The sequence below is a fragment of the Limosilactobacillus sp. WILCCON 0051 genome, assembly GCF_039955095.1.
Classification (GTDB): domain Bacteria; phylum Bacillota; class Bacilli; order Lactobacillales; family Lactobacillaceae; genus Limosilactobacillus; species Limosilactobacillus allomucosae.
Genome location: NZ_CP154878.1, coordinates 659,171 through 684,978, shown reverse-complemented (window position 1 = coordinate 684,978; position 25,808 = coordinate 659,171). Strand labels below are relative to the sequence as shown.

Here is a 25,808-nt window from a genome sequence, read left to right as displayed (position 1 = left end):
ACCGCTTTCGATCGAGCCATTTTAATAGTCGTTATGGTAATACGTTTAAGACGTACAGCATCAAGATGAAGACAAAGAGCAACGTCCACATGATCCAATTGATTTCTTTACGCCGTCCTGCAACCGTCATCGTCAGCGGGTAGAGAATAAAGCCAAACGCAATCCCATAAGAAATATTGTAGGTCAAAGGCATGCCGGCAACCACCATGAATGCTGGAAAGGCAATTTCAAAATGAAGCCAGTCGATACCCGCTAAGGAGCTGGCCATCAGCGAACCAACAATAATCAGTGCTGGTGCCGTAACCTGGGTCGTAACCACCGTCAGCAGCGGACTGAACAGCAGACTGAAAGCAAACAAAACGCCGACCGTCAACGCAGTCAATCCCGTTCGACCACCAACTGCAATCCCAGCCGATGATTCAACGTAGGCAGCCGTTGGCGTAGTCCCCATTACCGAACCACTCAGCATTGAGATTGAATCTGCCATCAAAGCCTGACCAATCCGCGGCATCCGGTCGTTTTTCATCAAACCAGCCTGTTGTGCCAAGCCCACCAGTGTTCCGGCCGTGTCAAAGAATGCCACCAAAAGGAAGATCAGCACCACGGCCCACATCTGCGGCGTATTAACCTTGCCCAGGTTGGTCAGCGCCACGCCAAAAGTTGGCTTCATGGAAGGAGCTAACGAAATAATATGAGCAGGCATCTTAATCAGGCCCGTAAATAAGCCCAATAGCGTCGTTAGAATCATCCCGATAAAGATTGATCCAGGAACTCGTTTAGCCATCAAAAGTGCAATCGCTAAGACCCCAAAGATCGTCAGCCAGGTCGTTGGTACCGTCAGTGAGCCTAATTGAACCAATGAGCTCTTGCTGGCAACGACCAGGCCACCGCCCTGCAGCCCAACAAAAGCAATAAACAGACCAATCCCAGCCGCAATGGCCAGTTTCAAATCATGCGGAATCGCGTTGATCACGGCTTCACGCACCTTCATCAAAGAAAGGATCGTAAAGATTACCGATGCTACAAAAACACCAGCCATCGCGGTCTGCCATGAGATCCCCATTGCCAGAACCACCGAGTATGTAAAGAACGCGTTATCACCAAGACCAGGTGCAATGGCAATCGGATAATTGGCTAAAAATGCCATCAATAAACAGCCGATAATTGCAGATAATGCCGTTGCCGTAAAAACCGCGCCCTTATTCATGCCGGCCATTCCCAAGACGCTGGGATTGACAAACAGAATGTAAGCCATTGAAACAAAAGTCGTCAGACCCGCGAGCAGCTCTCGCTTGATCGTCGTGCCCTGCTCGCTTAAATGAAACCATTTCTCTAAAATATTGGTAGAAGCAGGCGAGTTATTCGTGCTTTGACCCATTAAAATTCATCTCCTATGCATTTAATCCAACAAACAAGATTTGATTATGCAACAATTTTCGGATTTTTGCAATAGATTAAAACGATAAAATTACGAATGTTCGCATCTTATTTTTAAATCGACTTTTGTAAAAGGGTTTAAATACGATTGTTCGGAAATTAAAAACCAGGCCATCAATGTGCGAGCCTGGTAAGAATAAATCAAAAATGTTTTTTTTCAAAAATCAGCCACCCGAGCCAACCAAACAAACACATGTAACAAAACGTACCTAGCAACAATTGATTGGTCGACAGCATAGACGTGCCATGATAACTAGCATAATTATAGTACTCTGGTGTTAGATACGTCATATTCAATGGATTCCAACGAATAATTTTTGAAAGGCCGTTGTTGGCTTCCATCAAATTGGCCGAAAAGCCACCTCCAACCAAGACTAGGAGTGCATTAACTAAAACCGATATCAGCTCAGATTTAAAAAGACATGCGACGACACAGATCATCCCGATCATCATTGCTGTCAGAACTACATCGATCAGTGTCGTAGAAAGCATATTCATCAATAATGACTGATGATATTTATAGACTGCTGATAGAGAAACCCTATTGCTGATTAGTCCTGAAGCATTTAAGAAAATGGTAAAGACAATAGCAATAATGTGTAAAATTACTTCATATAAAAATAACGTGAAATACTTCGCAAAAAATATGACTGATCTATTTGGCGAACGAAAAATCAGCGGCAGAATCGTTTCGCTTTGAAATTCTCCCGTAAATATCATTGACCCAACCACAACCATAATCAACATTATAATTTGACTGGAATTATAAGTTGACATTACCAGTAAATTTCCATAGGACCGCCCCATCATCATCCCAATCACTAACATAAAGGCCATCATTATGATAATTGAGCACCATGTTGATTTGCGATGATTAAGCTTATAGAATTCACGCCAAACTGCTTTGCTCATAAATTTTAATCTCCCTTAGATACTTCGCTTTTCCAATACCAAGATGCCTAATAAAGCAAAAATCAAAGTATAGATTAAATTTCCTACAATCAACTGAGGAGCACTAAGACATACCGTTTTTGAAATACCAGAACTACTCAGCTGAGTAACCACATTAATCATGTTCAATGGATTCCAGGCCCAAATCTTATTAATTTCAGGCAATGAATTCATAATGCCATCAGATATCCAGGCACCCATAAAAGCTAAAAAGATGCCGATTGCAATTACCAATGCACTATTTTTAAACAAAATAAATAATAATAAGCCTAATGCGACTACAAACAATATATAGATAAAAGCGCCACAAGCATTGATCAGCAATACATTCAACAAACGCCGATGATGGTAGATGGTCGTCCACACATTATACTGATTTCTGAAAAGAAGCACCTTAACCAACAATGTTTCAAAGAACCCAAGAATAATCAGCAAGGCACTATATAGAACTAAAATGGTTACTTTGGCCAGATATACGTCTGCTCGTTTAGAACATCGGTATATGGTAGGAATGATCGTATGATATCGATATTCAAATGCCAGACTCTCAGCACTGGAACCAATCATAATTATGACTATCCATTGAAAAACGCCAAAACCATTGGCAATCGTACTTAATGTTACAAAATCCGTTGGCAGGGCACCATAAATCGTAAGCAGCAAGATTGCCCAAAACGAGTACTTAGGAAGGCGAAGATGGTTAAACTTATAGAACTCTCTTTTTAGTTCAATGATCATTTTATTTCAGCTCGTTTCTTTTTTAGAATATTTACAACGATATTCTCAAAGCTTACGCCATCCGGAATCAGAGCAGTCAGCCAAATATTCTGCTTCATCAATACTTTTTGTACTTTTTCAACATCTTCACGCGCTACCAGGCAGTAATTATCCTGTGGCTGAACTTTAATATCATTTTCCCGCAGCAACTGTATGGTTTTGTTCAAACAACTAGTCTGTACTCGATATCGTTTTGGCTGTTGCATAATCTGATCAATTGAAGCATTCAAAACAATGCAACCTTTATTTAAAATAATCACTTTAGTCATGATCTTTTGTAATTCACTAAGTACGTGACTAGAAATCAAGAAGGCCGTACCATGTTTTGCATATTCACTAATAATTTGACGAATCAAGATCGTGGCTTCGATATCCAGACCATTCATCGGCTCATCCAAAATGACAAATTCTGGATCATCAAGCAATGCCAAAGCAATTCCTAGTTTTTGCCGCATCCCAACTGAATATCCCTTTGCTTTACGGTTAATATAAGAAGTCATCTGCAGACGTTCAACCAACTCGTCCATTTTCTTAATATCTCGTGCATATAAGGCTAAGTTTTCACGACCAGTCAAGAAAGGATAGACGGCAGGATACTCGATCAAGGCGCCTACTCTTTGCAGCTCACGATGATGTCTTAGCGTAATCGGCTGTTGGTTCAACAGAATCTGGCCATCTGACTTTGCAATTCCCAACAGCGCTTTCATAATCGTCGTTTTTCCAGATCCATTAGGGCCAACCAAACCAACGATCTCTCCAGGAGAAATGGAAAACGAAACATCTTTAACTGCTTTTTTTCGTCCGTAATAAACATTGACATTTTCCAAAGTTAATAAATTATTACTACCAATCATAATACGCTTCCAATCCAAAATGCCATTAACCAAAAATATAAAAACATATTTCATGACATTAAATGTGTATATATGTTTTTTTACATAAAGTATACCCCCCTTAAATATTTTCAATAAGAAACCTACTTTATTAAGCAACTAGAGCAATCTCATGGTTTCTAAAAATCATTTAGCTATCCTAGCTGCGGCTAATCAATCCATCTATGACTGGATGTCATTGCCTTGATTTTTAGCAACTATACAAGTTATATCAGTAATTTCAGTCCATTGCGGCGCATTGACTGCATTCGCGCCTAAAAAAATTCCCCACTTCATTTTTGAAGCAGGGAATTGATCTTCACCAATACGATTTGACAAAGACCCATTGATCTTCACCAATCCAATTTGATAAAAAAAGAGCAAGCAGAAATCTGCTTGCTCTTTTATTAATTGCACTAATTTGAAATTAGTCCAGGATGTCAGAAACGACACCGGCACCAACAGTGTGGCCACCTTCACGAATCGTGAACTTCAGACCCTTTTCAATGGCAACTGGCTTTTGCAGGGAAACAGTGAACGTAACGTTGTCCCCAGGCATAACCATTTCTACACCATCTGGCAGTTCGATCGTACCCGTAACGTCAGTAGTGTGGAAGTAGAATTGTGGACGGTAGTTGGAGAAGAATGGCGTGTGACGGCCCCCTTCTTCCTTCGTCATAACGTAAACTTCACCCTTGAAGTTCTTGTGCGTTTGGATGGAGCCTGGTTGTGCCAGAACTTGACCACGTTCTACTTGGTCGTGGCCGATACCACGCAGCAGAACACCAACGTTGTCCCCGGCTTCACCAAGGTCCAGCGTCTTGTGGAACATTTCAACACCCGTAACAGTAGACTTCAGGATTTCGTCCTTCAGACCAACGATTTCAACTTCGTCGCCGACCTTAACGGTACCACGGTCGATACGACCGGAAACAACAGTACCACGACCAGTGATAGTGAAGACGTCTTCGATTGGCAGCATGAATGGCTTGTCAGTAGGACGCTTTGGAGTTGGGATGTATTCGTCGATAACATCCATCAGGTGCAGGATAACCTTTTCTTGTTCAGGGTCACCTTCCAGAGCCTTCAAAGCAGAACCACGAACAACTGGAATGTCATCGCCAGGGAAATCGTATTCGCTCAGCAGGTCGCGAACTTCCATTTCAACCAAGTCAACCAGTTCGTCGTCGTCAACCAAGTCAGTCTTGTTCAGGAATACAACGATGTATTGAACACCAACTTGACGAGCCAACAGAATGTGTTCACGAGTTTGTGGCATAGGACCGTCAGTAGCAGCAACAACCAGGATAGCACCATCCATTTGTGCGGCACCAGTGATCATGTTCTTAACGTAGTCGGCGTGACCAGGGGCATCGATGTGTGCGTAGTGACGCGTTTCCGTTTCGTATTCAACGTGGGCCGTGTTGATAGTGATACCACGTTCCTTTTCTTCTGGAGCGTTGTCGATATCAGCGTAGTCTTCAGCCTTTGCCAGACCCTTTTCTGCCAGAACCTTCGTGATAGCAGCAGTCAGAGTAGTCTTACCATGGTCAACGTGGCCAATAGTACCAATGTTTACATGGGGTTTAGTACGTTCATAATGTTCTTTTTCAGCCATTAATGAAATCCTCCTGATAAATTACAAGTATAATGCCAGACAACCAAAACATTGTCTGACACACCCTTAATGAAAATTGTACTACTTCCGGGAGCCAATTAAAAGTTTAAAAACCGGTTTTCCGAAAGAATTCTTAATTATAATATCAGCTCTACCCTGATTTGTAAATGAATTTAACCGAAACTTTTTAATGCATGCCCAGTCGCTGAGCCAGACGTGCAATCTGATTCTGCCACTGCTTAGCCAAAACAACGTCCTGATCTTGATCGGTGCTTTTAGAATACGCCGTCAAAGCCTGATACCAGGCGCCTGCATCAGGAATCGCCAATTCAACCAGGGGATATAAAAAGGCCAGCTGCAGGTGAAACTCTTGGTCAAACATCTGGTATGACAATGGATCCTGCTGGCTGAAATCTCGTTTGATCATTTCTTCAACCTGTGAAACGACCGGTATCGCTTCGACATCCGACAGTTTTGCCAGATCAATCAAATGCTCTCGTTCATCCAGCCAATAGATGGCAATCTTTCCCGTAAGATGCAATCGCTGCAATATTTGCATCAGACTTGATCTGATCAACGGATTGACAAACGGATCGCGTACCAGAAATTTAGCCCCAATCAGATACTGCTTAAGCGGCAGGTGACTGGCGGCTCTAAAACGACGCTGCTGTTCGCTGAAACTGCCATCGCCCAAGTGGTAGAACTGTTTTAGCTGACTGTTCAGCGTCGTCTGATAGCAAGCGGCAAACTCATTTTCGGCCTGCTTGACCTGACCAATAAACTCATCATGCCATTTTGGCAGAGCATTCAGCTGCACGCGCACGTCAATAAACGCCTGAGCATGCAGCTCAGCGTTGATCAACAGCTGCATCAGCTCTTTAGAAGTCACATAGTCATTGAGATGCTCAACTGCATAAAAAGCGGCCTCAGCATACTGCTGATCTTCATATAATGCTCTTACCAGCTGACGATTAACCACAAACTCGTCAACCTCTTCATACAAAGCAGCAAACCGTTGGGCGGCCTCATGATAGTGCTGCTGGTCAAGCAACTGATCTGCTTGATGAAACTGCTCTTGTTGTAAAGGCGTCATAGTCTTAAAATTCCTTTCTAAAAGTCAAACAGCGCGAGCACTTGCTGATGCTCACGCTGCTGATTATTTGCCTGCCTTGGCTTCGGTCTTACGCTGACGCTTAGCTCCGCGTCCCCGACCACGATGCTTGACGGCAGTCTTTTTGGCTGTTGATTCCTCATTAGCCTTGTCATTGTTCTTTTTAGAGTGGTTCTTGCGCTTTGGATGCTGGTTGATTTCCATGATCACCGGCAAAATTACCGGATGACGCTTAGTTTGATTGAAAAGGAAACGATTCAGCTTTTCGCGCACGTCAGATTTAAGATGCGTCCAGTCAAACTCTTTTTGATCAAGATTTTCCTGCACGACTTTTTCAACCAGATCGGCACTTTGCTTCATCAGCTGCCGGTTGGTCTTAACGAAAACAAAACCGCGCGAGGTAATCTGCGGCCGCGCCACAATCTTCTTCTTTTTACGGTCAATCGTTGCCACGACTACAAAGATGCCATCCTCGGACAATACGCGACGATCACGCAGCACGATATTGCCGATATCACCAACCCCGGTACCATCAATCATGGTATTGCCAACCTCAACGTGGGCCCCTAAATGGAATGCCCCGTCTTCATAGGTCAAAACATCGCCTTTATTAGTCAAAAAGATGTGGTCAGCCGGAATGCCAACTTCTTCAGCTAAAATGGCATGCTGATCAAGCAGGCGATATTCCCCTTGAATCGGCATAAACCATTGTGGCCGCATAAAGTTAAGCATCAGCTGCTCATCATTTTGGTTGGCATGACCGGATGGATTCAGATCAGCCGCAATAAACTTGACGCTGGCACCGGTCCGGTAAAGCATGTCCTCAGTCTTTTGCACCGTTGTTTCCATCGCATATGATGGCGTTGTCGTAACAAAAACCAGATCGTTCTCATTTAGCGTGATGTTTTTATTGTCGCCATTGGCAATCTGCTGCAGTGCTTTGATTGGCTCACCCATCTTGCCCGTTTCTAAGACAACCAGTTCCTCTGGCGGCAGCTTCTTGGCTTCCTCCAGCGTAATCAGCAGGTCGTCTTCTGGCATCTTCAGCTTATTAAGGGACATAGCCGTGTCAATGATCTGTTCCAGGTCATGGCCGGAAAGAATCACCTTGCGTCCCGTTGCCGCTGCGGCGTTTAAAATCTGCTGAACACGCATAATATTTGAGGCTACGCTAGCAACCACCACGCGTCCTGGAGCAGCTTCAAAAGTATCTTGAATGTAGGCTGCAATGTCTTTTTCCTTGGTGTTCATGCCGGTAATCCCAGAACCGGCCGAATCAGACAGCAAAAGCAAGACTCCCTGCTGGCCAATCTGAGCGAGCCGAGCCAAGTCAGTCCGATAACCTTCCGCAGCCGTCTGATCAAACTTAAAGTCACCGGTATAGACAATGTTGCCTTCTGGCGTCTGCAAAACAATCCCCATGGTATCAGGAATCGAGTGCGTAGTCCTAAAGAATGAAACCGTAACGTCGTTGAAGTCGATTTCAGTAGCAGCATCAACAACATGGAAGTCATTGAATTTTTTGACTTTCTTGTCGGCACTGTCTTTAACGGCCAGCTTAGCCAAGGCAATCGTCAATTCGCTCCCAAATACCGGTACGTTAAAATCAGCCAGGAAATACGGAAGACCACCAATTGCATCGGCATGTCCCTGGGTTAAAAAGACCCCGACGATTCGATCGGCACTTTCCTTTAAAAATGACCAGTCCGGTACGACCACGTCAATTCCCATCAGTTCGTTTTCCGGATACTTTAAACCGCAGTCCAAAATAAAAATCTGTTCGTCAACCTCAACGGCATACATGTTCTTGCCGTTCTCGTGCACGCCCCCAAAAGGCGTAATTTTAATCTTGCTCATGTTTGCTCCTTTATGATTGTATTTAAACGCGCCACGGTCCTGGACGGCTCATGGCAATTTATTCGTTCATAATTGCTGTTATTCATCTTACCACAGAATCAACACAGATTGATAATTAACCATTTCTATCCATGAAAAATTTTAAAAAGAGCAACAAAAAAAGCCCCGACATTTGTCGAGACTTAAGATCTGAGCAGACGTTAGGATTAACGACGCAGGCCCAGACGCTTGATCAGTTCACGGTAAGCTTGCAGGTCAGTACGACGCAGGTAAGCCAGCAGGTTACGACGGTGACCGATCTTCTTCATCAGACCACGTTGTGAATGGTAGTCATGCTTGTGCGTACGCAGGTGGTTGTTCAGTTCGTTGATGTCAGCAGTCAATACGGCAACTTGAACTTGAGTTGAACCCGTGTCGCCTTCGTGCGTAGCGTATTCCTTGATGATTTCGTTTTTGCGTTCTTTAGAGATAGCCATGTTGCTATTCCCACCTTTCAAATTTTAATGCGCCGAGTTCTAGGTAGAGCGTCGGTGAGGATCGCTGAACCGAGAAGAGGCATGGACCGTTTTTAGCAGCCTTTGATAATATAACGGATTCTGAGTAAAATTGCAACCAACAAAGCCTTTTTTCAAACGATAGGACTAAGACTATTGCAATCGACAACTGACTTTTGTATAATGACAAATGTTGAAAAATTCTGGTCAACTAATTAAACCGGGTTAACGGAGGTGAAATTCATGCCAATCATCAAATCAGCAATCGAACGTGTACGGACCAGCGAAAAGGCCCAAGCACGCAACGCTTCCCAAATGAGCGAAATGCGCACGGCTGTTAAGAAGTTCGACAAGGCTAAGGTAGCCGGCGCCGAAAACCTTGACGACCTGTACAAGGCAGCTATTTCCGCTATTGACCGTGCCCACTCCAAGGGCCTGATCAAGGCAAACAAGGCTGCTCGTGACAAGTCCCGTCTGACGGCTCGTTACAACAAGTAGTGCTTAAATAAAACAAAAAACCGATGTCTCAGCGACATCGGTTTTTTTGTTTTACCCAGCTTTTTTAGCAAACTGCAGCATAAACAGCTGAAACAGCAGTTCTGGCTCGCGCGAAGTCGTTTTTAAGGCTTTTTCACAGCGAATAAGGCCTAAATACGCTCTTACCAAATCATTCATTTGAAAACGACGCGCTGTCTGCATACCAAGCTTAACCCGATATGGATGTACTTTAAGCCGACTGGCCAGCGTTCCCTGGCTCAATCCCCGCTTGCTTAACACCTTAATCTGAATCAGCAGTCGAAACTGACTGACCAACAGCGCATTCAGCTGCAGCGGCTCGTGATTGGTTTCCAAAAGCTGCTGGTAGATATCCAACGCCTTGGCCTGGTCTCTTTTTAAGACTGCCGTAATCAGATCAAAGACGTTCTCATCCAATGACTGTGGCACCAACCCCATCACGTCATCACGTTTGATGCGTTTGCTTTGGTATGCCAAAAGCTCTAGTTTCTCAACGTTCCCCATCATCAAGCCATAATCGGCATTGGTACGTCTGACCAGTTCATCCATCGCACCATTTTCCAAGCGGTAACCGTCACCTAAGAGCTTTTGTTCAACCTGATGGCGGGCATCCTGTTCGCTTAAAGGCGCCGCACTGACTTCAACTGCGACTTTTTTCAGTTCTTTAACCAGTCCCTTGCGATTGTCAAATTTTTCATAAGGTGCCATTAATACCAGTACCGTTGACGGCTCAGGATGCTCCAGATAGTTTTTAAATGCGTCTAAGTCGTGATTGACCTTGACCTTGGCAGGATTACCCGTTAAAAAATATGGCTTGTTGATCAAAACCAAGCGCCGTTCGCCAAAAAAAGGTGCCGACATTGCATCATCAAGCGCAACCGAAAGCGGCGTCGTCTCCATATCGTAGCTGCCAACGTTCATCACCCGCTCTGCTTCAGGAATCAGATTCATAAAAGCATCACGCGCCTGCTGCTGCAAAATTCCTTGTGTTCCCAATATCACATAGATCATTGCCGGCGTCTGGCTGCTCAGCTGTTGGCGTAAGGTGGCAACATCCATTTTAATTCATCCCCTTTTAGTCTGGTTTTCCAGTATCCATGATTTTGATAGTAACAATAGCTGATCATCCCATACTGCTGAGTTGAAACCGGCGTAATCCCTAGGCGCCGCAAATTTTTTATCGTCACGGAATTAGGATGACCATAGCGATTAAAGCGACCGGCTGAGATGATACCGTAACGCGGCTGCAGACGGCTTAAAAATTTAGGATCGCTGCCAGTCCGGCTGCCATGGTGGCTTAATTTCAGCACGTCGGCTCTCAGCTGTGAATAGCGATCAATAACGGCCCGTTCTCCTTTGCGATCCAGATCACCGGTAAAAACAAAGTCAAGTGATCCAAAGCGTCCTGCCAGCACCATTGAGTCTTCATTTTTACCCGTCCCAGATTTAAAGGGATGCAACACCTTTAAGGGCAGATCATTGGGCTGGTGATCGGCTCGCACCGGTATGACTCTAAGCGGCTGGCTGACCAGGCGCTCAAATTTTTGATTACGCTCCATTCCACTAGGGACCAGCACCTCTTTTACGTGCATTGATTTGAGTACGGTTGGCAGATAGCCGATATGATCAGCATCGCTGTGGCTTAGACAAACAGCATCAAGTCGCGTAATTCCACGACTCTTTAAATAGCTGATCGAAGTTCTGGCTGCCATATCGCTGGTCGTCTGACTTTTGGCCCATCGCGGCAGACGATACTGCAGTCGACCACCCGTATCAATCATCACTACTTGGCGGTTAAACGGCGTCCGAACAATCGCACAGTCGCCCTGACCAATATCTACAAACGTCACCTCACCAGCTGGCGCTAGATGAATCGACAGAAAAGCCACACAATAAGCAGCAGCCAAAATGTACCAGCTGCTTTTTTTAGCCGGCTCTGCCAACAGCCACAAAGTCAAAAGCAGAATTATAATAGCCCCAGGTGAAGACAGTTGACCAAACACCAGCATGCCTGGCCCAGCAGCCAATTGATCCAAAATCCGATGCAGCAGCTTCAGCATTTGATTAAAGCTGTATGCCAAAAGCGGCAGCCAGTTGGCAGTCAAAGCCGCCAGCAGCGTAAGCGGAAAAAGCACCGTGCCGAATAATGGTATCAGAAGCCAGCTGACCAGCGTGCTTAATAAATGTACCTCATAAATATAATGAAACAGGCTGGGCAGACTGACCAGATTCAGCCAAAATGCTCTTTTTAGATCCGAGACGTTTCTTAGCGACAACGGCATCAGTAAAGACATCAAATAGCTCAACTGGCCGCCAAGCGTCAACAAAACGTATGGATCAATCAGAATGCCGATCACTAGGCTGATCGACCAGGCATCAACTCTTGAAAAACGCAGCCGGTGACTCAAAAGGCGCACTTCAGCCATAATCGATGCTCGAATCAGACTGGCCGCACCACCGCCAATAATCAGATAAAACGGCAACAGAGCGATTAAAAGCCAGTCGATCGTTTCAATATTAAACCGCAACCGGATCAAAAGTCCTCTTAAAATTGCAATCAATAAAACCACGTGCATGCCTGAGATGCAAAATAGATGAATCACACCCAGTTTTTTGACTGAACTCAGCAGCTGTGTGGTCTTAAAGGTATTAAGGCCAATGATCAGACTATCGCAATACTCGCTCAATGGCGAGGGCAGCGTCTGAAAATACTGATGCAGACCAATTCTTAGACAATGACAGCGTTCAATCAGCGTATGCGGTTTTTGCGGCTGCCAATGCCATTTTTGTACCCGAATCTCATTATAGATATGATGTCGCCATTGGTACTTTTGGTAGTCAAACTGGCCAAAATTGGTAGGACCGATGATTGGCTGCTCTTGACCTTTGATCTGTAAAAACAGCACGGCTTGGTTATGAACCAACGCCGCCTTTTCTTGTGAAGAACGCAGTCTTAGGACCACTGATTGACGCTCGCCTGAATTCAGATTGGTTCCCTGCATCTGGACCAGATTGCCGTTAACTACGATCTGATCAGGCAGTACCTTAAAATTGCATTCAACCGGCTGCGGCGTTGTGAGCGGCTTAGTCCGAGCATTATAAAGCGCATAGCCGCAAACTAGGCTCGCCGTCAAACCAGCTAAAAGCACCAGCCTGATCGTTGCAAAATCATGCAGCGTCCAAACGCGAAACAGCAAATAGAGCAGCAGCAGACTCAGCCACAGCTGACTGCCCAGGATGATTCCAGTAACCAAAGCAGCGGTTAGGGCAGGAAAAAGCCACCGTGAATCAATCAATCCTTAAATGGCTTTTGCGGATTGATGTACTGATCCAAATGGGCTTCTTCCAAAATATTGGTATCAAGCTTGATCTGGTGTAAAGCGACATGTTTCAAGCGAATCAGCTTCATCGCATAGTCGTCGTTATGATAATTGCGGATATAATTGATCTCTTTGATTCCAGCCTGTAAAAGACTCTTGGTGCACTGCAGGCAAGGAAAATCGGTGACATAAAGGCTGGCGCCATCCGTTGAGGCACCAAACTTGGCACACTGCAGAATTGCATTCATTTCAGCATGAATCGTCCGCACACAATGACCGTCACGCAAATAGCAGCCCGCATCCAGGCAATGGTCATCACCTGAAACCGAGCCATTGTACCCGCCAGCGATAATCCGCTTGTCACGAACCAAGACGGCGCCAACCGACAGTCGCTGACAGGTGCTGCGGGAAGCCAGCAGGGCCGCCTGCATCATAAAATACTGATCCCAATCAATTCTATGTTCCACTTTTATCATCCTCTTTTTTGTTCTGCTAACCAGTATACCAGATTCAATCTCAACACCAACGTCAATTTTAAACCGCGACTTGGTCTTTTAGCTTGGCAACCGTCTTATCGCCAAAGCCATCGACGTTTTTCAGCTCATCAATGCTTTTAAATGGTCCATGCTGCTGCCGATACTGGATGATCATATCAGCTTTTTTATCGCCAATTCCGTTAATCTGACATAGTTCTTCCTTGCTGGCCTGATTAAGATTGATCTTGGGCGCATCCTGTCCTCCCGCCGTAGTACTCGGCCCAGTTTGATCAGCCGCCATCCCTGCCGTCAAACCGCCTGGCAGCTGTTCGCCTTGAGCTGGAACATAGACGACCTGCTGATCCTGCAGCTGCTTGGCCAAGTTGACCTGGCGCATATCTGCATCGGTATGGACGCCTCCCGCTGCTGCAATTGCTTCTTGAACGCGGGCATTTTTTCCCAGCGTGTATACTCCCGGCCGATTGACCGCTCCTTTTACATCAACACAGACCTTGGCAGGCGATGTCTCTGCCTTGCTTTTATCAACGGCTGCCGGCTTGGTGCTGACGGCCGTGGCGAAAGTTGGATTGGCTGGCGCCGGTCTGGAATACAGCCAGCCACCGATCAGCAGTGCCACCCCGCCTAAAACGATCAAAATCGTCTTGCGGTGCAGCTCCCAAAATTCTTGCCACTGCATTTTTTCACCCCCCTCAATATGCTTTATGCCAAAAAGAGTTATTTGCATTAAAAAAAGCCGAAAATTCTTAAAATTTCCGACTTTCATATTATTTCTTTATTGATGAGTTCTCAGATACTCAACAGCGTCATTGAAGCTCTTGACCGGTACGACTTTCATTCCCGGCGCATACTTTTTGGCCGTCTTTTTAGCCAATTGGTAGTTGGTCTGATGGCCTTCTTCATATTTAAGAATTGTTTTGGTTGGCTTGACGTAAGGAGCAAAGAAAATCGTCGCGCCGGCTTTATGAGCGGCAATGACCTTCTTATCGATGCCGCCAATCTCGCCAACCGATCCATCTGGGGCAATCGTTCCCGTCCCAGCGATTTTGCGGCCATGCCGTAGATTCTCGCCAGATACCTGCTGATAGATCTGCAGACTGAACATCAAGCCGCCGGATGGTCCGCCCAATTGTCCTGGATCAACCTTCACGGGAATCTTGGTATGAATCTTGACGTTGTCAGTCAGTAAAATTCCAATGCCGGCACGATCGCCCATTATCTTGATCAGCTTGTGCGTTGTCTGATGCTTTTTGCCGTTGTGCAGGTAGGTGATCGTAAGGTTTTGACCTACTTTCTGCTTGGCAATGTATTTTTGATAACCCTGAGCAGTATCAAAATGCCGGCCGTCAACCTCGGTGATCGTATCGCCAACCTTTAGATCATTTTTGAACTTGGATTGCTTTTCAACCTCAAGAACGTAAATTCCCAGATACTGCTTGGTGTATTCTTGATGAGCAGCCTTGTAGGCAACAGCAATCGCCTCATTGATGGCACTCTTCATATAAAAATTTTGTACTTTGTTGTAAGTGGCACCGCTTTGACCGCCCGTAACGTCGGAAGCCTTCTCAATCGTTGCCTGCGGATCAAAGTGGGCCCAGATATAGGTTGCGGGACGAGCCTGCTGCAAATAGACGGAGGTAATCATATAGCTTCCCTTGCGCTTATCTGGATGTCCCTTAACCGTTACATATGATTTTAGATTATCGGCGGTTCCTGGCGTCTCAATATAATAGTTCAGCGGCCAGAATAAAAACCAGCCAACAAACAAAACCGCGGCCAGAACCCCCGCAATCCGCTTGAGAATCTGCTTATCTTGTCTGCTCATTTTGTTCTTTTACCTGCTCCAGTTTTTGTTCCCGCAGCCGTTTCTCCAAAGCCTTATTGATATTACCTGGCAAATAGGCAGAGATATCGCCACCAGCTGCGGCAGTCTCCTTTAAAAGGCTGCTGGAGAGATGCTGATATTTAGGATCGGCTAAAAAGAAGACCGTTTCTGCCTGATCGTCTAAAAATTGATTCATCGCTGCAATATCGCGTTCGTATTGAAAATCGGTAACGTTGCGCAGTCCACGCATCAAATAGTCGGCACCAATCTTGTTCATCAGATCAACGGTCAAGCCCTCAGCCGTGATTACCGAAACATTGGAAAGTCCAGCTACTGCTTCTTTAACCTGGGCAACGCGCTCCTCAACCGTAAACAGCGGCTTTTTGGAATCATTGCTCATTACTGCAACCGCCAGCTGATCAAACAGCGCGCTGCCGCGACGAATAAGATCTAAGTGGCCCAGAGTCAGTGGATCAAATGACCCGGGAAAAAGTGCAATCTTCATTAGGCTTCATCCTTTCTAAAACGATAAATCGTCAATACCGTAATACCATAAGTCTGTTGTCGCAAAAACTCAAAGCGGCCCCAATTCTCAATCGGCAGCTGAGCTTCTTGATTGGTCTCAGCTACGATTAAGGCTTGATCGTTCAAGAGATTCAAGTCAACCATTTTTTCAAGATCATCAATAATATGCTGCTTGGCATATGGCGGATCCAAAAAGACCAAATCAAAATGCTGTGCTTGCCGACTCAAAAAATGCAGGGCTTTTTCGGCATCCTGTTTATAAACACTGAAACGCTCAGGGTGCTTGGTAACCTCAATATTTTTTTTGATGGTTTTGATGGCTGCATACTGCCGATCAATCAAGGTCGCATGATCGATTCCCCGCGAAACGGCTTCAATACTCAGCCCACCGCTGCCGCCATATAGATCTAGACTGGTCCCGCCTTCAAAATACGGGCCGATAATATTAAACAGCGACTCTTTGACCTTATCAGTCGTTGGCCGCGTTGCCATTCCAGGTACGGCATTCAAGCGCCGTCCACGAAACTCGCCTGAAATAATTCTCATTCTTTTTCATCCTCATCATGTTTTTTGTACAGTCCCGTCACTTCCAGATCGGTCAATTCAGGATCGATTTCCGGCCAGTGTGACTGCATTACTTTTCTGACATTACGCAGCTGCCGCAGTTTTTCAATTGTACTGGCAATATTTTCTTCATCAACGTACAAAACCACGTAATGCATCCGGCGCGATGAATATTGAACATGACCATACCGTCGCAGCGACTTGACCGTCTTCATGCTGTTTAAGTAGACGATCAAGCCGCGCCGGGGACGAATCTTAAAGCTCATTACCCAACCCCCTTTGTCTGATTGCCTGCAGACGCCGCTGATTTTTACGCCGCAGCTTTTGCCGAATGCTGACGTTCATCGCCAAACCAAGCGCAATGCTTAATGCAATCATACTGGATCCCCCATAACTGATAAATGGGAACGTTACCCCCGTAATCGGCAGCAGACCAGTAACCCCACCAACGTTAATTGCAGCTTCAACGGCAATAAAAGTACCGACTCCATAGCAGAGCAGCCCCTCATACATATTGTCAGAGCGAACCCCAACCCGAATAATCTGGCAGATGATGACCGCTAAAAGCGCCAAGATCAAAAATACGCCAATAAAGCCAAGCTCCTCGCTGACGACTGATAAGATAAAATCGGTATTTGGCTCTGGCAGATAGCCCATTTTTTGAATACCATTGCCCAGACCAACGCCTTTTAGCCCACCATTGCTGATTGCATAGTATGAATTGACCAGCTGACTACCGGCACCGCTCTGTGTCCCAAACGGATTGACAAATGCCACGAAGCGCGCGACCTGATAGTTTTTGATATGACCAGTTGCCACAACCTTAGCCAAGCTGGGCAAGGCAATCATTCCAACAAAAAGCAGGCCGTCAAAAATCAGAATCGTCCAGCGTGAATTATAGCCCGATGCCATGATCATCAAGGCAGCAATGGCAAAGTTGATCGAAAAACCGCCGACGTCAGGCTGAATAATGATTAAAATCAGCAAAATTGCAGTCAAAATCAATCCTGAAACATAATCCTGCATACTGGGACGATGCAGCTCGTCATTGACTTTGGTACAGCGATCGGCCCAATAGACAATCATAAAGAGCTTGGTGAACTCGGCCGGCTGAATGCTGATCGGCCCCAGATTAATCCAGCCATTGGCACCATTAACGGCACGACCGGCAACCTTAACAAAAAGCAGCGCCACAAGCAAAACCCCAAAAGACAATCCTAAAACGCCTTTAGTTCTTAACTTTTCTAGATTAAGCGAAGCAAAAAATCCAAATACTCCCCAGCCCATCAAGACAAATACGATCTGCTTGATCAGATAGTTGACTGGTGAGCCGCCCGTCTGCATTCTGATTGCGGCACTGGCCGAATAAACCATGACTACGCCGATTAGACACAGCACCAAATACGGAATCAAAATCCAATAGTCGATGTTGCGCATTTTTCGATAGATTTTTTTAAACGTCGTCTTCAACTAGCCATTCCTCGCTTTTTGATAAAATCAAGTAACATTATACACCACTATCCATGCAAACATGCGGCAAATCACAAGCCGTCTGAAAACTGGACGACATTTAAAAAGACTCATCATCCGGTCACTAGGCCGAATGATGAGTCTTTATCAAATCTTAATACATGCATCAAGCACTGACTACTTGCGTGAAGCTGCCCGACGACGCTTGGCTTCCTTTTCACGAGCATTCGTGTTCAGAATCTGCTTACGCAGGCGCACGTTTTCAGGAGTGATTTCACAGTATTCATCATCGTTCAAGAATTCCAGTGATTCTTCCAGTGAAAGATGCGTTGGCGTCTTGATCCGCGCCATTTCATCAGAACCAGCAGCCCGCACGTTGGTCAGGTTCTTACCCTTGGTGATGTTAACGGTAATGTCGTTTTCACGGTTGTTTTCACCAACGATCATACCTTCGTAGACTTCCGTACCTGGGTCGATCAAAAGCGTACCACGCGATTCGATCCCCATCATTGCGTAAGTCGTAGCCTTGCCAGCATTCATTGATACCAGCGTCCCCTTCGTCCGGCCTGGGTTCCAGTTCTTGATAACTGGACGGTATTCCTTGAAGGAGTGGCTCATGATCCCATAACCACGAGTCTGTGACATGAATTCAGTCGAGTAGCCAATCAGACCACGGGAAGGAACTTCAAAGATCATCCGCGTTTGACCGTTCTTGGAAGGCTCCATGTTCTTCATTTCACCCTTACGCTTTGCGAGTGAGTCAATGATGCCACCAGTGTATTCATCAGGAACGTCTACTTGGACTTCTTCAAATGGCTCGCAGGTCGTACCATCGATTTCACGGTAGATAACCTGTGGACGAGAAACCTGCAGCTCGTAGCCTTCCCGACGCATCGTTTCAATCAGGATTGACAGGTGCAGCTCACCACGGCCAGAAACCGTCCAGGCACCTGGTTCGTCAGTTGGATCAACCCGCAGTGAAACATCCGTGTGCAGTTCAGCGTTCAGACGGTTTTCCAGCTGACGAGACGTAACGAACTTACCTTCCCGACCAGCAAATGGTGAGTCATTGGTCCGGAAAGTCATTTGCAGCGTAGGCGGATCGATCCGCAATGGCTTCAAGGCTTCAGGATGTTCGGAATCCGTAATCGTTTCACCAACGTTGATGTCTTCCATCCCAGAAATGGCAATCAAGTCACCCGCCTTGGCTTCTTGAATTTCTTCACGCTTCAGACCAAAGAAACCAAACAGCTTGGTAACCCGGAAGTTCTTCTTGGAGCCATCCAGCTTCATAACAGAAACATTGTCGCCAACCTTGATCTTGCCACGGAAAATCCGACCAATTCCAATTCGGCCAACAAAGTCGTTGTAGTCCAAAATGGCAACTTGGAACTGCAGTGGTTCATCGGAGTTGTCGATTGGTGCTGGAATCGTCTTGACGATCGTGTCAAACAATGGCTTCATCGTGTGTTCCTGCGTTGAGACATCAGAGTCGTAGCTGGAAGTACCGTTCATTGCTGAAGTGTAGATAACTGGGAAGTCCAGCTGATCTTCATCGGCACCCAATTCAATGAACAGATCCAATACTTCATCAACGACTTCTTCTGGACGCGCGCCTTTACGGTCAACCTTGTTGATAACCACGATTGGCGTCAGGTGTTGTTCCAGAGCTTTTTGCAGCACGAACCGCGTCTGTGGCATCGTACCTTCAAAGGCGTCGACAACCAGCAGCACACCATCAACCATTTTCATAACCCGTTCAACTTCACCACCGAAATCGGCGTGGCCTGGGGTATCCAAAATGTTGATCTGGTACTTACCGTACTTAACGGCCGTGTTCTTGGAGAGGATGGTGATACCACGTTCACGTTCGATGGCGTTGGTATCCATGGCCCGATCCTGAATTTCGAAGTGTTCTGGCAAAGTGTCAGACTGCTTCAACATTTCATTGACCAGAGTAGTCTTACCATGGTCGACGTGGGCAATGATCGCAATGTTGCGAATATCATCACGTGTTTTCAAAAGTTATCTTCCTTTCGTCTAATCAATACTCTAAATTTTGTGGGGCAGCGGCCTTGTCATAAAAAAACTGTGACCGCTGTCACAGTCTTGGGCTATTCAGCGATGGTCAAAAGATCTTGACCAGCTTGCTTTGTCGCTACTAATACAAGGTTAGATGATAACACATTGAGATGATCATCGTCAATTGGTTTCACAACTAATCCCAGTTCTTCGGCTAAGACGCGGCCAGCTGCCAAATCCCATGGATGCAGGTGTGAAACGTATGCACCTAAGCATCCGGTCAGCACATAGATCATTTCAATGCCGGCACTGCCATACATTCTCAGACCACGTGCTTTGCGAGCGGCTTTTTGCAGACCATGAACGTTATTCATGGTCAAATACCCATTCATTACCATCAGACTATCGGCCAGTGATTTGTTTTCGGGTGTATGCAGCCGCTGCTGGTTGGCAAATACTCCCATGCCTTTACCGCCATGATAGAGCGTTCCCTCGACAACATCCATGATATAGCCCAGGGTTGGCTGACCATCAACATATAGTCCCATCATAATCGCAAAATTACGTTTTTGCATGACAAAATTCATCGTGCCATCAATCGGATCGACAATCCAAACATGCCCCTTTAAATCATCAACCTGATCGCCAAAGCCTTCCTCACTGACGATTCGACAGGCAGGATCAATTGCTTTGAGCCGTTCATCAATCATTTTTTCATTCTGCTTATCGACAGTCGTCACCAGATCCCTGGCACTGGTTTTTTCAGCAACGTTAAATTTTTTGGTCATCAGCTGCAGCGTTTGCTGACGGACTTCCCACATCAGCCGCTGCGCCTGCTGATCAATTTGTTCGAGCATTCCTACACCTCTAATGTTATTTTACACTTAGCTTGATCTGTCCTGCTTTTTGCTCACGGGCAGCTTTGACGACATCATAGAGCTGATAGCCACCCGTCACCTTGGCAAATTCTTTACCCAGCCTTTTTTCTTCGCTTTTAGCTGGTACCACGTTCTTAAAATCTCGATAACAGTCCATGATCTGCTGACGATTGATGCCTGTTTCGTAAGCATCTTCCACAACTCGAAACATTGCAATCACGGTTTCAATCTCAGCTGTACTCCAACTAGGATCCAGTGGATAGGAATAATTTTTATCGTGCACTGTCTTCACTTCCTTTTTACGGTATTCTGCTTATCTCATCTAGTATATGCCTTCATTATCAAATTGACAGGCTTCTGACCGCTTTTTTTCGAGTTTTTATGATAGACTATTCTTTGAACGTTTAATATGGAGGCGAAACCAAGTATGTTTCTAATGAAAGACATTGTTCGTGATCCCGACCCCGTTCTGCGCAAGCGGGCAGCCAAAGTCGAGTTCCCTCTTTCTGAAGATGACCAAAAATTGGCCAAGGACTTGATGGAATACCTGGTGGTCAGTCAAGATCCTGAACTGTGTGAAAAATATAAGCTGCGAGCCGGCGTCGGGCTGGCGGCTCCGCAAGTCGGCGAATCCAAACAGATGGCCGCTGTCCTGGTTCCTGGTGAAGAGGCAGATGACAAGCCAGTCTTTAAAGACGTTATTATCAATCCAGTAATCGTCAGCGAATCGGTTCAATATGGCGCTTTAACTGAAGGCGAAGGCTGTCTGTCAGTTGATCGTGACGTTCCTGGCTATGTACCGCGTCATGATCGGATTACCTTGAAATACCAAGACACGACTGGTGAAACGCACAAGATCCGGCTCAAGCATTATCCAGCCATCGTCTGCCAACATGAAATCGATCACCTGCATGGGGTCTTGTTCTATGATCACATCAATAAGGAACATCCTTTTGAGGCACCTAAGGATACGATTCTATTCGACTAGGCTTAGCTGATTCAAGAAGTCTGAGCACACCGCTTTTCGTGCGCTTGGGCTTTTTATATTGCCTCAGTGACGTCTGACAAGCGATATCAATTGTTCTGATTCAATTTGTGCAGATCCATTACGTATTCGCGCGTGGCTTCATTATAGATATAGGCTACGTCAATATGCAGCATTTGTTCGTAGGTCCACCAATCAGTCACGACAAATGTTTTGGCTGCTGCTGGCAGATGATCCAGATGCTTTTCTTTAGCATAGGCATTCAGCGCCATTTCAACGTCTTTTTCTTTTAGTTCCGTTACTTTTTTAGCTTTGAGCGTATATTCAAATGCCAGCACGCCTTTCCCCCAAACATCGGCCACCAGCTGTGATTCCGGCATCGATGGCAGCTGCAGCAGATTTTGTTTTAATGCATAGGCCATTGCCGCATCGGTTGCCGCTTGAGCCTGTCTGCGCAGCATGAGGGTTGCTCGGTTGATCATCGTCCGGTGAATCAGTAGATAGATTGCAATGACAATAATTGCCGAGACTAGAATCATGATAAACAGTCGCATTTTAAATTCCTCCGTTTTATTATTCTTATCTTAAGAATACCACATGGTTCATTAAGAATGGCGACACTGCTCGTTAGTTGTGATAAAATAAATTGGTGATTTATCGAGATCCAATATCTAAGGAGAGAAAAAATGACTTTTAAAGTTTACTATCAACCAGATAAAACCATGACTCCTCGACGTGAAAACACCAAGTCGCTTTACTTGGAAGCCGACTCTGAAGCAGCGGCACGTCAGCTTGTGGAAACTAAGACCGAATATCAAATTGAATTCATTGAACTGCTGGATGAAAAGTCTTTGGCATACGAAAAGCAGAATCCAGACTTCAAGATTACCGAATTTTAGGCTGAATGGTCTTTAATGGCTGGGACGGCAAGTCTGTCTCAGCTTTTTTATTATTTTTAAGGAGCGTTGCATGGAGTATTCAATCATTGTTAATCCATTAGCAGGCAGCGGCCGTGCTAAAAAAATCTGGCAGCAGCTGCAGAACCGTCTAAACGAGCTGAATATCGTGTATCAAGTCGTTGAAACCCGCTATCATGGACATGCCGTTGATTTGGCCGCGCGAATTGCTCATCGTTTTGCTTCTGCTGCGGCTACTCATGTCGTAATGGTAGTTGGCGGCGATGGAACCTTGCACGAAACACTCAATGGGCTGATTAAGGCAAATTCGTCATTACCGCTGGCCTATATTCCGGCCGGCAGCGGCAATGACTTTGCTCGCGGCTATGGTCTATCGCAAGATCCAATGACCGCCTTAACGCAGGTATTGGACGCTCAACACCCGACACCGATCAATGTTGGTCATTATTATGATGCGATCAAGCAGGAAGAAGGCTACTTTTTAAACAACCTCGGAATTGGCTTTGATGCTGCCATTGTCAGTCAAGCCAACGCATCAAGAGCAAAAAAACGGCTGAATCGTTGGCATCTGGGCAACTTGTCGTATATGTCGCAGGCTTTGGGCGTTTTATACAATCAAGAGCCCTTTGAGACGATGGTTCAAGAAAAAAACGGTCACCATCACCTTTTCCCTAAAACCTTTATTCTGATTGCCAGCAACCATCCCTACATCGGTGGCGGTTTTAGGATTGCTCCCGATGAATCCCTACAGTCATCAACTTTAGAGCTTTTAGTAGTTGAAAGACGCAATTGGCTGATTACGTTTTGGTGTCTGCGGCAGTTTGCACGCGGCAAGCTGAATCATTCTCGCTTTGCCAAATGCTTCCGTGCATCCAGACTGCATTACGTTACGACCTCACTAGAATTTGCGCAAACCGATGGCGAGGAAATGGGCAGTCGTTTTATGGATCTGACGCTGGATACCTGTCAATATCCGTTTTGGGGCACTTCGCTAAAAGAAAAAAAGTTTAATTAAAAACGTGCGAACAGCAGGCATTATCGCCGCAGCTCGCACGTTTTTAACATCTTCGCCTCTACAGTTGAAAACGAAAAACGATTACTCAAGCGGACTTGAAATAATCGTTTGTTTTTATATTTATTTTAAACCGACTAATCCTCAGAAGCTTCCATCGCCTCAAGAATAATGCTTAGCTGACTGCATTCCTCACGCAGACGCTGCATTTCATCCCCAAATTGAGGTTCGATCGTTATCGTTTGCGTACCGGATTGAGCGGCATTAGCCTTAGATTCTGCCTGACATAACCGGTTAAGCTTGTTTTGGGCTTCAACTAAATCATGTTGAATTTCAAACTTGTTGCTCACTTTAAACAACCTCCAATAATGAAAATATTTAAAGCTGATCCGGATTGGATAAACATAATTTAACACTCTCTTTAAAAAATGTTAACCTTTTTCGTTTTACAAGTTTGTTACGTTTCAATAAGAAATCTTTTAGTATTTTGTACCTTCAAAACAATTGCTTAATCGACTCAATCAAAAAAGCAGCCCGCAGATCAAGCCGGCTGCTCTTTTATTTTATGGATCAGCGGATTACCGTCCCCGCAAAGCTTGGCATAAAGTAAGGACTGATCGTCTCAATCTCAACGTTTTGCCCAGGCTGTGGTGCAGCTACGTACTGATTGTTGCCGATGTAGATGGCACAATGATAGGTACTCCCATGATTGCCCCAGAATAAGATATCACCTGGCTGAGCTTCAGCAACTGAGTGCTGACTGACACAGCTTTCCAAAGATACCGTATAGTGTGGCAGCGAGATTCCTTCCGCATTTTGGAAAACATAGTCGACCAAACCAGAACAGTCCATTCCGGAAAGCGAAGCCCCGCCCCATACATATGGAATGTTGGCGTTGGCCAGCTTAACCGCCAGACTCACTACTGAGCCAGTCGTCAGATCTGAGCTGCTGTTGGTTGAAGCAGCAGTGTCTGCGGCAACAGCCGTACTATTGGTACTTGCCTGTTCTGACGTACTAGATGAACTAGTTGAAGCAGCCGCAGTGGAATAATCAGTAGTCGCAGTCTGAGTACTTGCTGCTGATGAATCAGCGGCCACTAGACTGGTCGAATCTGCTTGCTGACTGGTAGATTCTGCAACTGATGAAGCTGATGAAGCTGCTGCAGACTGCGTTGGCTGTTCAGCCGATGCGCTTTCGCTGTCTGCATCTGCCGAACTGATTGCTGCCGCGGTCGTTGCCGTGCTGGATGCAGCAGTCTGCTCAACGGGTGCCGTTTCACTAGCTGAGCTTGCAGCCGCTGTTGCAGCGGATTGATCATCAAAACTGGAAACCGGATCTGCCGAAACAGTATCAGCAGCTGCCGATTCTGCAGATACCGTCTCTGATGATTCTGCTGTAGATGACTGTTCAGCGCTGCTGTTCAAATTCTGCGCTGAAGTCACTGCAGGAGCTTGACTTGAGGCAGCTGCCGGTTCATCAGCTTGACTTGTCTGTGATGCCGCATTATTGATTGAAACAGCACTATCTGAGGCGGTTGTTTCAGCTGAGGCAACCGGTGCTGTCTGGACGACCGCTTGACTGACGGAACTGGCATTAGTCGTTGCTGGTACGCTGACAGCAGTATTTGATTTTTCAGCTGCTGAGGTTGAAGCTGGCGTTTGACTGGCAGCTGCCGTTCCTTTGACGATCAGCTGCTGACCAATCACCAGCTGGTCAGGATTGCTCAGATGATTCCAGCTTACCAGGTCGGCAAGCGATACATGCAGCCGTTCACTGATCTGACTCAGCGTGTCGCCGCTTTTGACCGTGTAAGAGTCGCTATCAACAGCTGAAGCTTGACTGACAGTACTGTTTTTTGACAGTTCCAGCTGTTGGCCGGCGTAGATCAGATCAACGCTGCTGCTGATTTTTTTAACATGAGGATTGGCATCTTCAATTGCTTTAACGCTGGTTTGGTATTGATTGGCCAGATCCCAAACAGTATCACCATCTTTAACGGTAACCTGATCAGCTTTGGCATGAGCCGTTGCCAGCAGGCTCAATGCACTGACCGTTCCCAACAGCCATTGCCGGCCATGCCGCTGATGCTGAGCTTTGATCCGTTTAACCATGAATTTAACACCTCTTTGAGCTTTACTCGATTGACGTCAAGACGCCACGGA

General features: G+C 45.8%; 27 protein-coding genes. 4 read left to right on the top strand and 23 right to left on the bottom strand.

What is annotated here, in order from left to right:
• Nucleotides 1-31: 31 nt before the first annotated feature.
• The 8 genes from ABC765_RS03325 to rpsO all read right to left on the bottom strand — a co-directional run bounded on the left by ABC765_RS03325 (nucleotide 32) and on the right by rpsO (nucleotide 9,099).
• Nucleotides 32-1,378 (bottom strand): NCS2 family permease, encoded by a 1,347-nt coding sequence (locus ABC765_RS03325; protein WP_006499746.1) that lies wholly within the window; start codon nucleotides 1,376-1,378, stop codon nucleotides 32-34.
• A 200-nt stretch (nucleotides 1,379-1,578) separates the two neighbouring features.
• A complete protein-coding gene (locus tag ABC765_RS03320; protein ID WP_347980702.1) occupies nucleotides 1,579-2,349 on the bottom strand; it encodes an ABC transporter permease in 771 nt (256 codons plus the stop codon).
• A gap of 15 nt (nucleotides 2,350-2,364) precedes the next feature.
• The gene (locus ABC765_RS03315) at nucleotides 2,365-3,126 is read right to left on the bottom strand and encodes an ABC transporter permease (protein WP_347980701.1); all 762 of its coding nucleotides are present in this window, start codon (nucleotides 3,124-3,126) and stop codon (nucleotides 2,365-2,367) included.
• Nucleotides 3,123-4,019: an ATP-binding cassette domain-containing protein gene (locus tag ABC765_RS03310; protein WP_347980918.1), complete on the bottom strand. Its 897-nt coding sequence runs from the start codon at nucleotides 4,017-4,019 to the stop codon at nucleotides 3,123-3,125. Before ABC765_RS03310 ends, ABC765_RS03315 begins: the two co-directional genes overlap by 4 nt.
• A 445-nt stretch (nucleotides 4,020-4,464) precedes the next feature.
• Complete coding sequence (tuf, locus tag ABC765_RS03305) at nucleotides 4,465-5,655, bottom strand: elongation factor Tu (RefSeq protein ID WP_006499744.1); 1,191 nt, start codon at nucleotides 5,653-5,655, stop codon at nucleotides 4,465-4,467.
• 187 nt (nucleotides 5,656-5,842) lie between these two features.
• Nucleotides 5,843-6,748 carry a hypothetical protein gene (locus ABC765_RS03300; RefSeq protein WP_347980700.1) on the bottom strand — a complete coding sequence of 302 codons (906 nt, stop codon included), beginning with the start codon at nucleotides 6,746-6,748 and terminating at the stop codon, nucleotides 5,843-5,845.
• A 63-nt stretch (nucleotides 6,749-6,811) separates the two neighbouring features.
• Nucleotides 6,812-8,623 (bottom strand): ribonuclease J, encoded by a 1,812-nt coding sequence (locus ABC765_RS03295; RefSeq protein ID WP_347952927.1) that lies wholly within the window; start codon nucleotides 8,621-8,623, stop codon nucleotides 6,812-6,814.
• A gap of 206 nt (nucleotides 8,624-8,829) precedes the next feature.
• Nucleotides 8,830-9,099, bottom strand: coding sequence for a 30S ribosomal protein S15 (gene rpsO, locus ABC765_RS03290; RefSeq protein WP_006499741.1), 270 nt, complete (start codon nucleotides 9,097-9,099; stop codon nucleotides 8,830-8,832).
• Between the two features lie 261 nt (nucleotides 9,100-9,360).
• Between rpsO and rpsT the strand changes: the two genes are divergently transcribed.
• The gene (gene rpsT / locus ABC765_RS03285) at nucleotides 9,361-9,615 is read left to right on the top strand and encodes a 30S ribosomal protein S20 (protein WP_006499740.1); all 255 of its coding nucleotides are present in this window, start codon (nucleotides 9,361-9,363) and stop codon (nucleotides 9,613-9,615) included.
• 51 nt (nucleotides 9,616-9,666) lie between these two features.
• Here the strand turns inward: rpsT and holA are convergent, their stop codons facing one another.
• From holA to ABC765_RS03225, 12 genes are all read right to left on the bottom strand, one after another.
• Nucleotides 9,667-10,692 (bottom strand): DNA polymerase III subunit delta, encoded by a 1,026-nt coding sequence (gene holA / locus ABC765_RS03280; RefSeq protein ID WP_347980699.1) that lies wholly within the window; start codon nucleotides 10,690-10,692, stop codon nucleotides 9,667-9,669.
• Nucleotides 10,662-12,929 (bottom strand): DNA internalization-related competence protein ComEC/Rec2, encoded by a 2,268-nt coding sequence (locus ABC765_RS03275; RefSeq protein ID WP_347980698.1) that lies wholly within the window; start codon nucleotides 12,927-12,929, stop codon nucleotides 10,662-10,664. The genes holA and ABC765_RS03275 overlap by 31 nt, the downstream gene beginning before the upstream one ends.
• Entirely contained in the window at nucleotides 12,926-13,420 is a 495-nt protein-coding gene (locus ABC765_RS03270; RefSeq protein ID WP_033934904.1) for a ComE operon protein 2, read from the bottom strand. The genes ABC765_RS03275 and ABC765_RS03270 overlap by 4 nt, the downstream gene beginning before the upstream one ends.
• Nucleotides 13,421-13,487: 67 nt before the next feature.
• On the bottom strand, nucleotides 13,488-14,126 hold the full coding sequence (locus ABC765_RS03265) for a helix-hairpin-helix domain-containing protein (protein ID WP_347980697.1): 639 nt from the start codon (nucleotides 14,124-14,126) through the stop codon (nucleotides 13,488-13,490).
• Between the two features lie 96 nt (nucleotides 14,127-14,222).
• Nucleotides 14,223-15,272, bottom strand: coding sequence for a SepM family pheromone-processing serine protease (locus ABC765_RS03260; protein ID WP_347980696.1), 1,050 nt, complete (start codon nucleotides 15,270-15,272; stop codon nucleotides 14,223-14,225).
• Nucleotides 15,256-15,777 (bottom strand): pantetheine-phosphate adenylyltransferase, encoded by a 522-nt coding sequence (coaD, locus tag ABC765_RS03255; protein WP_074504807.1) that lies wholly within the window; start codon nucleotides 15,775-15,777, stop codon nucleotides 15,256-15,258. The genes ABC765_RS03260 and coaD overlap by 17 nt, the downstream gene beginning before the upstream one ends.
• Nucleotides 15,777-16,343: a 16S rRNA (guanine(966)-N(2))-methyltransferase RsmD gene (gene rsmD, locus ABC765_RS03250; RefSeq protein WP_347980695.1), complete on the bottom strand. Its 567-nt coding sequence runs from the start codon at nucleotides 16,341-16,343 to the stop codon at nucleotides 15,777-15,779. Before rsmD ends, coaD begins: the two co-directional genes overlap by 1 nt.
• The gene (locus ABC765_RS03245; RefSeq protein WP_347980694.1) at nucleotides 16,340-16,627 is read right to left on the bottom strand and encodes a YlbG family protein; all 288 of its coding nucleotides are present in this window, start codon (nucleotides 16,625-16,627) and stop codon (nucleotides 16,340-16,342) included. Before ABC765_RS03245 ends, rsmD begins: the two co-directional genes overlap by 4 nt.
• Nucleotides 16,617-17,798 carry an FtsW/RodA/SpoVE family cell cycle protein gene (locus tag ABC765_RS03240; RefSeq protein WP_376752319.1) on the bottom strand — a complete coding sequence of 394 codons (1,182 nt, stop codon included), beginning with the start codon at nucleotides 17,796-17,798 and terminating at the stop codon, nucleotides 16,617-16,619. Before ABC765_RS03240 ends, ABC765_RS03245 begins: the two co-directional genes overlap by 11 nt.
• A 210-nt stretch (nucleotides 17,799-18,008) precedes the next feature.
• Complete coding sequence (gene typA, locus ABC765_RS03235) at nucleotides 18,009-19,853, bottom strand: translational GTPase TypA (protein WP_006499730.1); 1,845 nt, start codon at nucleotides 19,851-19,853, stop codon at nucleotides 18,009-18,011.
• Between the two features lie 92 nt (nucleotides 19,854-19,945).
• Entirely contained in the window at nucleotides 19,946-20,710 is a 765-nt protein-coding gene (locus ABC765_RS03230) for an inositol monophosphatase family protein (protein WP_347952919.1), read from the bottom strand.
• A 16-nt stretch (nucleotides 20,711-20,726) separates the two neighbouring features.
• Nucleotides 20,727-21,014: a UPF0223 family protein gene (locus tag ABC765_RS03225; RefSeq protein WP_347952918.1), complete on the bottom strand. Its 288-nt coding sequence runs from the start codon at nucleotides 21,012-21,014 to the stop codon at nucleotides 20,727-20,729.
• Between the two features lie 144 nt (nucleotides 21,015-21,158).
• On the opposite strand from ABC765_RS03225, the gene def reads away from it, so the two are divergent.
• Nucleotides 21,159-21,719, top strand: a complete 561-nt coding sequence (gene def / locus ABC765_RS03220) for a peptide deformylase (protein ID WP_347980692.1) — start codon at nucleotides 21,159-21,161, stop codon at nucleotides 21,717-21,719.
• 86 nt (nucleotides 21,720-21,805) lie between these two features.
• Here def and ABC765_RS03215 read toward each other — a convergent pair whose 3' ends face one another.
• Nucleotides 21,806-22,270, bottom strand: coding sequence for a hypothetical protein (locus tag ABC765_RS03215; RefSeq protein ID WP_347952916.1), 465 nt, complete (start codon nucleotides 22,268-22,270; stop codon nucleotides 21,806-21,808).
• 132 nt (nucleotides 22,271-22,402) lie between these two features.
• Here ABC765_RS03215 and ABC765_RS03210 point away from each other — a divergent pair, with 132 nt between their 5' ends.
• Nucleotides 22,403-22,615, top strand: coding sequence for a DNA-directed RNA polymerase subunit epsilon (locus ABC765_RS03210; protein WP_006499725.1), 213 nt, complete (start codon nucleotides 22,403-22,405; stop codon nucleotides 22,613-22,615).
• A 70-nt stretch (nucleotides 22,616-22,685) separates the two neighbouring features.
• Nucleotides 22,686-23,648 carry a YegS/Rv2252/BmrU family lipid kinase gene (locus tag ABC765_RS03205; protein ID WP_347980691.1) on the top strand — a complete coding sequence of 321 codons (963 nt, stop codon included), beginning with the start codon at nucleotides 22,686-22,688 and terminating at the stop codon, nucleotides 23,646-23,648.
• Between the two features lie 134 nt (nucleotides 23,649-23,782).
• Here ABC765_RS03205 and ABC765_RS03200 read toward each other — a convergent pair whose 3' ends face one another.
• Together ABC765_RS03200 and ABC765_RS03195 are read right to left on the bottom strand one after the other, a co-directional pair.
• A complete protein-coding gene (locus ABC765_RS03200; RefSeq protein ID WP_006499723.1) occupies nucleotides 23,783-23,995 on the bottom strand; it encodes a hypothetical protein in 213 nt (70 codons plus the stop codon).
• A 220-nt stretch (nucleotides 23,996-24,215) separates the two neighbouring features.
• Nucleotides 24,216-25,757, bottom strand: coding sequence for a LysM peptidoglycan-binding domain-containing protein (locus ABC765_RS03195; RefSeq protein ID WP_347980690.1), 1,542 nt, complete (start codon nucleotides 25,755-25,757; stop codon nucleotides 24,216-24,218).
• Nucleotides 25,758-25,808 lie beyond the last annotated feature (51 nt).

What these genes read in the sequence shown, in the direction of transcription:
- rpsO (WP_006499741.1), bottom strand. Translation starts at nt 9,099, where the DNA reads ATGGCTATCTCTAAAGAACGCAAAAACGAAATCATCAAGGAATACGCT.
- ABC765_RS03265 (WP_347980697.1), bottom strand. Translation starts at nt 14,126, where the DNA reads ATGCAGTGGCAAGAATTTTGGGAGCTGCACCGCAAGACGATTTTGATC.
- ABC765_RS03295 (WP_347952927.1), bottom strand. Translation starts at nt 8,623, where the DNA reads ATGAGCAAGATTAAAATTACGCCTTTTGGGGGCGTGCACGAGAACGGC.
- coaD (WP_074504807.1), bottom strand. Translation starts at nt 15,777, where the DNA reads ATGAAGATTGCACTTTTTCCCGGGTCATTTGATCCACTGACTCTGGGC.
- ABC765_RS03325 (WP_006499746.1), bottom strand. Translation starts at nt 1,378, where the DNA reads ATGGGTCAAAGCACGAATAACTCGCCTGCTTCTACCAATATTTTAGAG.
- def (WP_347980692.1), top strand. Translation starts at nt 21,159, where the DNA reads ATGTTTCTAATGAAAGACATTGTTCGTGATCCCGACCCCGTTCTGCGC.
- holA (WP_347980699.1), bottom strand. Translation starts at nt 10,692, where the DNA reads ATGGATGTTGCCACCTTACGCCAACAGCTGAGCAGCCAGACGCCGGCA.
- ABC765_RS03240 (WP_376752319.1), bottom strand. Translation starts at nt 17,798, where the DNA reads ATGCGCAACATCGACTATTGGATTTTGATTCCGTATTTGGTGCTGTGT.
- ABC765_RS03205 (WP_347980691.1), top strand. Translation starts at nt 22,686, where the DNA reads ATGGAGTATTCAATCATTGTTAATCCATTAGCAGGCAGCGGCCGTGCT.
- ABC765_RS03320 (WP_347980702.1), bottom strand. Translation starts at nt 2,349, where the DNA reads ATGAGCAAAGCAGTTTGGCGTGAATTCTATAAGCTTAATCATCGCAAA.
- tuf (WP_006499744.1), bottom strand. Translation starts at nt 5,655, where the DNA reads ATGGCTGAAAAAGAACATTATGAACGTACTAAACCCCATGTAAACATT.
- ABC765_RS03215 (WP_347952916.1), bottom strand. Translation starts at nt 22,270, where the DNA reads ATGCGACTGTTTATCATGATTCTAGTCTCGGCAATTATTGTCATTGCA.
- ABC765_RS03315 (WP_347980701.1), bottom strand. Translation starts at nt 3,126, where the DNA reads ATGATCATTGAACTAAAAAGAGAGTTCTATAAGTTTAACCATCTTCGC.
- ABC765_RS03195 (WP_347980690.1), bottom strand. Translation starts at nt 25,757, where the DNA reads ATGGTTAAACGGATCAAAGCTCAGCATCAGCGGCATGGCCGGCAATGG.
- rsmD (WP_347980695.1), bottom strand. Translation starts at nt 16,343, where the DNA reads ATGAGAATTATTTCAGGCGAGTTTCGTGGACGGCGCTTGAATGCCGTA.
- ABC765_RS03210 (WP_006499725.1), top strand. Translation starts at nt 22,403, where the DNA reads ATGACTTTTAAAGTTTACTATCAACCAGATAAAACCATGACTCCTCGA.
- ABC765_RS03230 (WP_347952919.1), bottom strand. Translation starts at nt 20,710, where the DNA reads ATGCTCGAACAAATTGATCAGCAGGCGCAGCGGCTGATGTGGGAAGTC.
- ABC765_RS03260 (WP_347980696.1), bottom strand. Translation starts at nt 15,272, where the DNA reads ATGAGCAGACAAGATAAGCAGATTCTCAAGCGGATTGCGGGGGTTCTG.
- rpsT (WP_006499740.1), top strand. Translation starts at nt 9,361, where the DNA reads ATGCCAATCATCAAATCAGCAATCGAACGTGTACGGACCAGCGAAAAG.
- ABC765_RS03300 (WP_347980700.1), bottom strand. Translation starts at nt 6,748, where the DNA reads ATGACGCCTTTACAACAAGAGCAGTTTCATCAAGCAGATCAGTTGCTT.
- ABC765_RS03310 (WP_347980918.1), bottom strand. Translation starts at nt 4,019, where the DNA reads ATGATTGGTAGTAATAATTTATTAACTTTGGAAAATGTCAATGTTTAT.
- ABC765_RS03245 (WP_347980694.1), bottom strand. Translation starts at nt 16,627, where the DNA reads ATGAGCTTTAAGATTCGTCCCCGGCGCGGCTTGATCGTCTACTTAAAC.